Source organism: Lacinutrix sp. (genome assembly GCF_023299985.1).
Classification (GTDB): Bacteria; Bacteroidota; Bacteroidia; order Flavobacteriales; family Flavobacteriaceae; genus Lacinutrix.
In genome coordinates this window covers 1-9,448 of record NZ_JALZVX010000054.1, presented here as the reverse complement: position 1 = coordinate 9,448, position 9,448 = coordinate 1, and the positions used below count along the sequence as shown (strand labels likewise).

General features: G+C 31.2%; 11 protein-coding genes and 1 tRNA gene. 4 read left to right on the top strand and 8 right to left on the bottom strand.

What is annotated here, in order from left to right; genetic code table 11:
* Positions 1-330 precede the first annotated feature (330 nt).
* Genes Q0C58_RS02925 through Q0C58_RS02920 form a run of 3 tightly spaced genes read left to right on the top strand, consistent with a single transcriptional unit; the run spans position 331 to position 903 of the window.
* Positions 331-474, top strand: coding sequence for a hypothetical protein (locus Q0C58_RS02925; RefSeq protein WP_290697285.1), 144 nt, complete (start codon positions 331-333; stop codon positions 472-474).
* Positions 441-605, top strand: a complete 165-nt coding sequence (locus tag Q0C58_RS12410) for a CotH kinase family protein (RefSeq protein ID WP_366841162.1) — start codon at positions 441-443, stop codon at positions 603-605. The genes Q0C58_RS02925 and Q0C58_RS12410 overlap by 34 nt, the downstream gene beginning before the upstream one ends.
* Before the next feature lies 1 nt (position 606).
* The gene (locus Q0C58_RS02920) at positions 607-903 is read left to right on the top strand and encodes a CotH kinase family protein (RefSeq protein ID WP_290697282.1); all 297 of its coding nucleotides are present in this window, start codon (positions 607-609) and stop codon (positions 901-903) included.
* A gap of 295 nt (positions 904-1,198) precedes the next feature.
* Here Q0C58_RS02920 and Q0C58_RS02915 read toward each other — a convergent pair whose 3' ends face one another.
* From Q0C58_RS02915 to Q0C58_RS02880, 8 genes are all read right to left on the bottom strand, one after another.
* Positions 1,199-2,389, bottom strand: a complete 1,191-nt coding sequence (locus Q0C58_RS02915; RefSeq protein ID WP_290697279.1) for a tRNA modification GTPase — start codon at positions 2,387-2,389, stop codon at positions 1,199-1,201.
* A gap of 99 nt (positions 2,390-2,488) precedes the next feature.
* On the bottom strand, positions 2,489-4,639 hold the full coding sequence (scpA, locus tag Q0C58_RS02910; protein ID WP_290697276.1) for a methylmalonyl-CoA mutase: 2,151 nt from the start codon (positions 4,637-4,639) through the stop codon (positions 2,489-2,491).
* A gap of 34 nt (positions 4,640-4,673) precedes the next feature.
* Complete coding sequence (locus tag Q0C58_RS02905; RefSeq protein ID WP_290697273.1) at positions 4,674-5,339, bottom strand: hypothetical protein; 666 nt, start codon at positions 5,337-5,339, stop codon at positions 4,674-4,676.
* An 11-nt stretch (positions 5,340-5,350) separates the two neighbouring features.
* Positions 5,351-6,694: a methylmalonyl-CoA mutase subunit beta gene (locus Q0C58_RS02900; protein ID WP_290697270.1), complete on the bottom strand. Its 1,344-nt coding sequence runs from the start codon at positions 6,692-6,694 to the stop codon at positions 5,351-5,353.
* A complete protein-coding gene (locus tag Q0C58_RS02895; protein ID WP_290697267.1) occupies positions 6,687-6,989 on the bottom strand; it encodes a septum formation initiator family protein in 303 nt (100 codons plus the stop codon). The genes Q0C58_RS02900 and Q0C58_RS02895 overlap by 8 nt, the downstream gene beginning before the upstream one ends.
* Positions 6,989-7,597, bottom strand: coding sequence for a uridine kinase (udk, locus tag Q0C58_RS02890; protein ID WP_290697264.1), 609 nt, complete (start codon positions 7,595-7,597; stop codon positions 6,989-6,991). The genes Q0C58_RS02895 and udk overlap by 1 nt, the downstream gene beginning before the upstream one ends.
* A gap of 50 nt (positions 7,598-7,647) precedes the next feature.
* Positions 7,648-7,998, bottom strand: a complete 351-nt coding sequence (locus tag Q0C58_RS02885) for a cytochrome c (RefSeq protein ID WP_290697261.1) — start codon at positions 7,996-7,998, stop codon at positions 7,648-7,650.
* A gap of 77 nt (positions 7,999-8,075) precedes the next feature.
* Positions 8,076-9,179, bottom strand: coding sequence for a PQQ-dependent sugar dehydrogenase (locus tag Q0C58_RS02880; RefSeq protein WP_290697258.1), 1,104 nt, complete (start codon positions 9,177-9,179; stop codon positions 8,076-8,078).
* 111 nt (positions 9,180-9,290) lie between these two features.
* On the opposite strand from Q0C58_RS02880, the gene Q0C58_RS02875 reads away from it, so the two are divergent.
* Positions 9,291-9,365 (top strand) — tRNA-Pro (locus Q0C58_RS02875).
* Positions 9,366-9,448 lie beyond the last annotated feature (83 nt).

The window sequence follows — 9,448 nt, the reverse complement described above, 5'->3', positions numbered from 1 at the left end:
AAAATTTTTAATTTAAAAGGTTCACTGTAACGTCTAATTACTTTGTCATTTCTATACATAATGTTTAAAATTATGTAGCCTTATTTCAGGACGGGTCAAATTTCACTACAACTTTTGCACAAGATATTGTTGCAGAAAAAGGGAGTTATGGCATACCAAAAATCTAGATTCACTTAATGCTGTAAATAAAAGTATCGCAATTTTAAGGTTTAACGAAAATTTTAGTGTAAACGAAATTTCTAAGCAGTTATCGTATGCAGAAGCTAATAGTGTTACTAATGGTGAAGATTATACTTTATACATTTCTAAACTACCAATAGTTCATATTAAATGGACACTTTAAAAATAAATAGTGATCAAAAAATAGCTGGTCAATTTACCTATTTTAATACTGGAGAATATATTGAAAGCACAATGGGAGTTAGGTATCGCGGAAATTTATCTTTAGGCTTTCCAAAAAATCTTTCGATTTAGAGTTTTGGGCAGATCTTGTTTCCAAAGAAAAAAAAGATATAAAATTTAAAGGCATGCGCTCTGACGATGATTGGATTCTAGACGCTATGTATAACGAACCATTACGTTTACGTTCTTACTATAGCTACTAAATTGTGGACAAAAATACACCAGCCTCATTATATTGAAAAAGAACCTAAAGCTAAAAGTAATTTCGAGGTGAAATATGTTGAAGTGTTTAGAAATAACGAATACTATGGTGTTTATGGAAATGGTCTTTTTAATAGACTATTAGAATTAAATCCAAATGGTTATAAAGAAAAAGTGAAAGCCAGATGGATGGCTTTAAGAGAAACCTATTTTAGTAACGAAACACTTATGTCTAAAATTGATGAAATCTACACTAAATTTACAGAGGAAAAAGTTTACGAAAGAGAGCAACTTGTTTAGCAGAATAAGTTAAACAAAGACTCTAATAAAGAGCACTACGACTACTTAAAGTTATTTTTAGAGGATAGGTTACTCTTTCTAGATGCTTATTTTAAGGTTTTATAATTACCTTTCCCTTAAAAAATGTTGAAATATTTTTACAGGTATATGGCCAATAACTATTTTTTTATGAGCCATAATATTTAAAATAACTTCCAGCCTAACTGATTTTATTTTATCGTATTTAAACCTTGGTTTTATAAGCCTTCTGTAATAAAAATAATCTTTTTGGACAGTAAAGAAAATTTACTATTTACTAAAGTATTGTATATCCAAATATTAAAGATATCGTTTTATAATCTGTACCAAAAAATTGAAAAGTATTAAGTAATCCTCTTCTTGTTTGATATCTCAATTCTAAACTATATTTATCGTTTTGTTTATAACCTACTCCAAAACCAAAATTAAATGAATTTGTAATTTCTAAATTAATATCTCTATCAAATACAACTGTTGAATTGTTAGTTATATCTAATATATAAGACCCATTAATAAACACCTTAGAATTGTCGTTAATAAAGGAAGAATATCTTATTCCTAAAGGTATTTCTATTGAAGAGTAATCTATTATAACAGCTTTATTTGAAACTGTTTCTTCCGATTTAAAATTTTGATATGTAGGTTCCAAAATAACAGCAAATTTGTTTTTATTCCATGGTAGAATAAATTCTGCTTCTAGTCCTATTCTTAAGTTTAATTTACTTCCAAAGTCTACTATTTGTGGATCTGTTATTGGATTTGAAATAAGTAAAGAAGAATTATTAAACCCTATTCTTGCAGTTAAATTAAATAAATCTCTATTTTTATTTTCTTCAAAATTTGTTAATTCAGAATTATTACATTCATTGTATGTTACAAAAAATGCTGTAAGATCATCTTTTTCATACTTAATTCTACTTGCATCTTTAATTGTAACCGTATTACATTTTAAATCATTAAATAATTGCTGTCTGAATAAATTATTCTCACCAATCAAATCTCCAGAAGATTTGTAGTTTTTGAAAACTAATTGCTTAATAGCAGTCGAATTATCTTTACTATAAAAGAATCTAACTAAAGCATTCTCTCTAAATTGATATAAATTTGCTTTACCTGCAACTAGAACTTTTAAAAAAAGTTTTTCTTCTTTAAAAGTAGGGACTCTAGAAGTGCTTAATTCATTCAATTTGCTACTAGATCTATCAATATTTACTGTGCTTCTTACGTATTTTGACTCATTATAGATCCCGAATTCTTTAACTGATAATATATTATTTGTTTTTTTTTCTAACTCTTCTGCTGCTTTATATTGAAACTCTGTTGGATTATTTACCCAATCAATATTTTTAATTAGACATTCTGTTTTTTGATCGTTATTATCTATAAAATAACCTTTTTCAAAAGAAATCTGAGCAAAACAATTTACGCTAATAATTGCAATTAAGATAGTTAGTAGTGGTTTTTTCATGTTTTTTAGTTGGTTTTATATTCGTAATTTAGAATTAAATATTTATAGCTAAGGTTTAAACGAATGTTAAGTAAAATAATAGAAGATTTTTATTACTGTCTAATCAATTAAAACCTCCAAAATAGTAATAGCAGCTTCGCTAATTTTAGTTCCAGGACCAAATACAGCAACAGCTCCAGCATCAAATAAATATTGGTAATCTTGTTTAGGTATTACACCACCAACAATAACCATAATATCTTCGCGACCATAATTTTTTAGTTCTTCTATTACTTGTGGTACTAGAGTTTTATGTCCTGCTGCAAGAGAAGAGACACCAAGAATATGCACATCGTTTTCTACAGCTTGTTTTGCAGCTTCATGTGGTGTTTGAAACAATGGACCAATATCGACATCGAAACCAACATCTGCATAACCAGTAGCCACAACTTTAGCACCACGATCATGACCATCTTGTCCCATTTTAGCAATCATTATTCGAGGTCTTCGACCATCTTGTTCGGCAAAAGTGTCTGCTAATTCTTGTGCTTTTTTAAAGCTAGAATCGTCTTTTATTTCTTTACTATACACACCAGAAAATGTTTTTATTTGCGCTTTGTATCTGCCATAAACAGCTTCTAAAGCATCACTAATTTCTCCTAAAGTAGCACGTTCTCTTGCTGCTATTACTGCTAAATGTAGTAAATTATTATCTGCACTAACATTAGAGTCTCTGGTTTTGTTAGATAATCGAGCAGCCTCAGTTAAATGTTGCAAAGCTTCAGTTACTTTTTTAGTGTCACGTTCGGCTTTTGTTTTTTCTAAACGTCCAATTTGTTGTTTTCTAACGGTTTGGTTATCGACTTCTAAAATATGAAGAGGATCTTCTTCATCCAAAACATACTTATTAACACCAACAATAATATCTTGTCCAGAGTCTATGCGTGCTTGTTTTCTTGCAGCAGCTTCTTCAATCCTTAGTTTTGGAATACCAGCTTCTATGGCTTTGGTCATGCCACCAAGTTCTTCAACTTCTTCAATTAAAGCCCATGCCTTTTGCGAGATATCGTGTGTTAGTTTTTCAACATAAAAACTACCAGCCCAAGGATCTACAGTTTTAGTAATATGGGTTTCTTCTTGTAAAAATATTTGTGTGTTTCTTGCAATTCTTGCAGAGAAATCTGTTGGTAATGCAATAGCTTCGTCTAAGGCATTAGTATGTAAACTTTGTGTGCCACCAAAAGCTGCAGCAGTAGCTTCAATAGTTGTTCGTGCTACATTATTAAAAGGGTCTTGTTCTGTTAAACTCCAACCACTAGTTTGGCAATGCGTACGTAGAGCTAAAGATTTTGTGTTTTTTGGGTTAAATTGTTTTACCAATTTAGCCCATAACATTCTGGCAGCTCTCATTTTAGCAATTTCCATAAAATGATTCATGCCAATAGCCCAAAAGAAAGACAGTCTAGGCGCAAAAGTATCAATATCCATTCCTGCTGCTAGTCCTTTTCTTATGTATTCTAAACCATCTGCTAGTGTGTAAGCTAATTCAATATCACAGGTTGCTCCAGCTTCTTGCATGTGATAACCAGAAATACTAATGCTGTTAAATTTTGGCATATTTTTACTAGTGTATTCAAAAATATCCGAAATTATCTGCATCGATGGTGTAGGAGGATAGATGTACGTATTACGTACCATAAACTCCTTTAAAATATCGTTTTGGATAGTGCCTGCTAAGTCTTCTAACTTTACGTTTTGTTCTTGAGCTGCTACAATATAAAAGGCTAAGATTGGTAAAACAGCACCATTCATAGTCATAGAAACGCTCATTTTATCTAGCGGAATCTGGTTGAACAATACTTTCATATCTTCAACACTATCAATAGCAACACCAGCTTTTCCAACATCTCCAACAACGCGTTCATGGTCACTATCGTAACCGCGATGTGTTGCCAAATCGAAGGCTACAGATAATCCTTTTTGTCCAGCAGCTAAATTTCTTCTGTAAAAAGCGTTACTTTCTTCAGCAGTAGAAAAACCTGCATATTGCCTTATAGTCCAAGGTCTGCGAACATACATAGTTGAGTATGGTCCACGTAAATTTGGTGCAATACCTGCTACAAAATCTAAATGCTCTACATCTTTTAAATCGGATTTTGAGTAATTAGATTTTACAGTAATATCTTCGGCAGTTAAAAAAGAACTTGCTTTTGGCTCTTTAGTACTTGTTTTAGATTCTATGGTAATATGTTGAAGGTTTTTTCTTATCATTAATAGTGATTATGTCCAGCGTGTGAGCGTATGCTTAATTTACTTTGGGTGTTTTATTGAAGTCAACTTTGTTTACAGCAGGTTTTATAGGTTCAGGTTGTAATTGCGGATTTGGATTCTTTAGTTCTTCTAGTCTTACATCTAATAATTGAGAATAAAAGTATTCTAATGCCACGAAAGATTTTAAACTTCCATCTGTTTGAATAACTCCAGTGTTACCTATAAAAAGAGGTAAGATTAAATTTGATTTAAAGCTATTGGTGCTTAATAAAGCTTTATAGCTTGTTTTAATGTCCTTATTTTTTATGTTATTTGCTATGCAGTCTATTATTAAAGAATGAGACGTGTTAAGTGTTGTTACGCCATTGCTTACAGTCCATAAATTAGTGTCTTCTTTTAGCGCTTTAGCAATTGCTAAACTGTGCGCACTAGCAATTTCTTTTACATCTGCTTTATTTCTAGATTTTAAATTTATATAGCTAGTGTAGCTTTTTACTATATTTCTATTTTGCGCGTCGTAGGTATTAATTATATCATTCTCGAAAGCATAAATAGCCTCTTTTAATAAGTCGACATTTGGTAAGTCGCAAGTCAATAATTTTATGCTTTCTGTGTATTTAAACTCTATTTTTTTTGAGTTGTTACAACTTGAAACTGTAACTAAAATTAGTAAGGCTAAAAGTTTAATTGTTGTTTTCATTTGTAAAATATTTATTCAGTTTTTAATCGGTTTTGTTCTAATTTTTCTGCTAATCGCTTTTCTAAAATAGGTTCAATTAATGTTTTTCTTGCATTCATTTTTAAAAAAGGATAGAGTTCTAAATCGTTTTTCATTCTATCGTCTTTATTTGGGTGCTTATTAGTACCAAGTAAAATAATGTTTCCACTATCGAAACTTGCTTGTTCTTTAGCTGCGCTTTCTTTTATTTTTTTCTGAATTACTCCTTCTTTTAATAACTTAAGAAATCCACCTTTTTGTTCTAGATCTTTAAAAAGAGCTAATGCTTTTTCTGAAAGTTGCTGAGTTAAACTCTCAATGTAATATGCACCATCTGAAGCATTTTCAACAGCATTAAAATAGCTTTCATGCTTTAAAACCAAAAGCTGATTTCTAGAAATACGCTCACCAAATTCGTTGTCTTTATGGTAAATAGCATCGTAAGCAAGATTACAAATGGTATTTGCACCACCAAGAATAGCACTCATGCACTCTGTAGTTGTACGTAGCATATTGGTGTTGTAATCGTATAATGTTTTGTTACGTTTTGTAGGAGTTGCAATAATGTGGCATGTTTTATTAACGCCATATTCTAAAGCTAAAGTTTTCCAAAGGATTCTTAGTGCACGAATTTTTGCTATTTCAAAAAAATAGTTTGTTCCTACCGAAACCTTAAATGTTATTTGGGATTTTAAATTGGTTTTAAAATTATTTAAATACTCATTAGCATGAGCCAAACTATAAGCTAGTTGCTGTACAATAGTTGCACCTGCATTTTGATATAAACTTAAATCCACAGAAAGCGTATTGTTATTTGTAGAGATAATTTTTTCTAATTGCTCGTAATCACTATTTAAAGTACTAAACCAATTGCCAGACTTGGCAAGATTTCCAATTATGTCTGTTAAAAGGGTAACTCCAGAAATAGCAGATAATTGTTTAGCATATTCTGGATCTATAAATTGTAATTCAAAATATAATGGAGTAGAAGTAGTGTCTATGTTTTGTAATAAAGTAGTTATGGATACTTCTTTATTTGGGAGAATAAAAATAATGTTTTCTGCACCTCTTTCTATAGCGTTTATAGCTTTAGCGTTAGATTTTTCCACATCGAAAACAAAAATGGATTGAGAAATAGACCAAGCGTTAGATTGAATTTCTGTAAACAATTTGTCTTCAAAGTCATCTTTATGATAAAAAGGTTTTACATTAATGTCTTCTTCGGTATTCCAAATTAAAGTATCGTTATAATTTGCGCCTTTTAAATCTACTTGAATTTTTTGTTTCCAGGCTTTTGCCGAAACACTATCAAAATCGCTAAATAGTTTTTTACTCATCTGTTGTAACTTTTAAACTGTCTTGATATTCAATAATATATATGTCTTCGTTTTCACGTTTCATGTAATATTCCTCGCGAGCAAATTTTTCTAAACCTTCTTCTTTTTTTAATTCTTTAATAGCCTTGTTATCTTTAACTATTTCTTTTTTGTAGTATTCTTTTTCGTTCTCAAGTTTTTCGATATCCTTATTTAATATATTATGTATTGATAATGAATTACTATCCCAAAATAACATCCATGCTGCGAATGCTATAAAGATAATCAAGAATTTATTTTTTAAAAACTTTGGCATTAAGTCAGTTTTTCATTAATTATTGTGCGTACAATATCAACAGCAACTGTGTTGTATTTATTGTTAGGTATTATTAAATCTGCATATTCTTTCATTGGCTCAATAAATTGCTGGTGCATTGTCTTTAAGGTTGTTTGGTAGCGTGTTAATACCTCGTTTATGTCTCTACCACGTTCTGCAATATCTCTTTTTACACGTCTAATTAAACGCTCGTCGCTATCTGCATGTACAAAAATTTTAATATCAAACATATCGCGAATTTTCTGCTTACTTAAAATTAATATACCCTCGACTATCATGACGCGTTTTGGATGTGTAGTAACGGTTTCTTTAGTTCTGTTATGCTCTACAAAAGAATATACAGGTTGCTCTATATTTTCGCCAGCTTTTAAGGCTGTTAAATGCTGTCTTAATAGTTTAAAATCAATAGATTTTGGATGGTCGAAATTAATTTTCACGCGCTCCTTGTAAGACATGTGAGAGGTGTCTTTGTAGTACGAATCCTGAGAAATTACACCAACCTCACCTTCTGGTAATTCGTTCATTATTTGCTCTACTACAGTTGTTTTCCCACAACCTGTTCCTCCAGCAATTCCTATTATAAGCATGTTTTAAGTTTTAATTTACCCAAACAAATTTAGGAATTTACAGCAAAATATTAGCGCTCAACCTTCGAAACTTCTTCTTCAGTTATTAACGACGTATTTTCGTTTCCCCAACTGTTTGTAATATAGTTCATTACATTAGCAACCTCGTCATCACTCAAGCCAGGTGAAGCCATTGCTGTATTGTATTTTATACTATTTACAGTAATAGCCCCAGAAAGACCGTATTTAATAGCTTTAATGCTTTCTAATGTTTTAGTCATTAAATAATCTGATTTAGCTAAAGGCGGAAATACCTTTGTAACACCTTCACCATTTGCCATGTGGCATTGCATGCAAAAATCATTATAAATTTCTTTGCCTTCAGAAAAATCTTGATTGACACTAGCATTGTTTAGTGCCATTTTTTTATCTAAAGAGTTACAGGCGCAAACCAAAAAAAGAAGACCCAAACTAAAGCTAAAGTTCTTCATATGTATATTTAATTTCTTATTAATTTAACAATACCTAAATTTTCGACACCTACATAAATATAGCCATCTGGTCCTTGTTCTATAGAACGTACTCTGCCAATACCATCTAACAATCTTTCTTCTTTAACAACTTTACCATCTTTTAATTCGCAACGGTTTAAGTAGCTAAATTTTAATGAGCCTACTAATAAACTACCTTTCCAGTCTCCGTATTTTTTTGAAGAAATAAAAGCCATACCACTTGGAGCAATAGATGGATCCCAATAGTGAATAGGTTGTTCCATACCTGCTTTTGTTGTTTCATCTGTTATAGTAGTACCAGAATAATTTTTACCATAAGTAATTATTGGCCAACCATAATTTTTTCCTTTTTTAATAATATTTATTTCGTCACCACCTTTTGGTCCATGCTCGTGCGTCCAAATTTCTTTAGTGTCTGGATGTAATTCCATGCCTTGCGGATTGCGATGGCCATAAGACCAAATGGCTTTTTTTGCATCTTTAGAGTTTACAAAAGGATTATCTTCTGGTACACTACCATCTGCATTTAATCTGTAAATTTTCCCACAATCTCTTGTGATATCTTGTGGGTTCTCATCGCGATTACCACGTTCTCCAATTGTAAAATAAAGACAGCCTTCTTTGCCAAAAACTATTCTTGAACCAAAATGTTGACCTTTTGTAGTGTTAGGCTCTGCCTTGTAGAGTAGTTGTTTTTCAACAAGAGAACCGTTTTCTATTTTAGCTCTCATTATAGCCGTATTTCCACCTTTTTCTTCTCCTTTAGGTGAAGCATAAGAAAAATAGATCCAACCGTTATTTTTAAAATCTGGATGAATATTTATATCTAATAATCCACCTTGACCTCGAACATAAATTTCTGGTAAATCTTTAATCTCCTTTTTAACATTATCCTTAAAATGAATTATTTTGCCTTCTTTTTCAGTAATTAATATAGAACTGTCTGGCAAGAATACAAATCCCCAAGGATTAGTTAATTCTGGAACAACAACTTCGTGTGTGTTGTTTTTATTTACTGGATTCTTGTCTTGAGCACAAGCAGTAAAGGACATTAAAAACAGTAATAAATAAATTAGGTTTTTCGCTCTCATTATATAATTGAAATGTTTTGTACAATTTACAATAAAAATAGTTTGTTATTTAAATAAGTAAGGTATATTTGCACTTCTGAAATTTAACAGACTTATTTTGATAACTGTTTTCGGGGTGTAGCGTAGCCCGGTTATCGCGCCACGTTTGGGACGTGGAGGCCGCAGGTTCGAATCCTGCCACCCCGACTTTTAAAGCTTCAGCATTTGCTGAAGCTTTTTTTATTAGTGAAACTCTGTTTTGAAAAATTGAGCAACAAAGTATTTAAAAT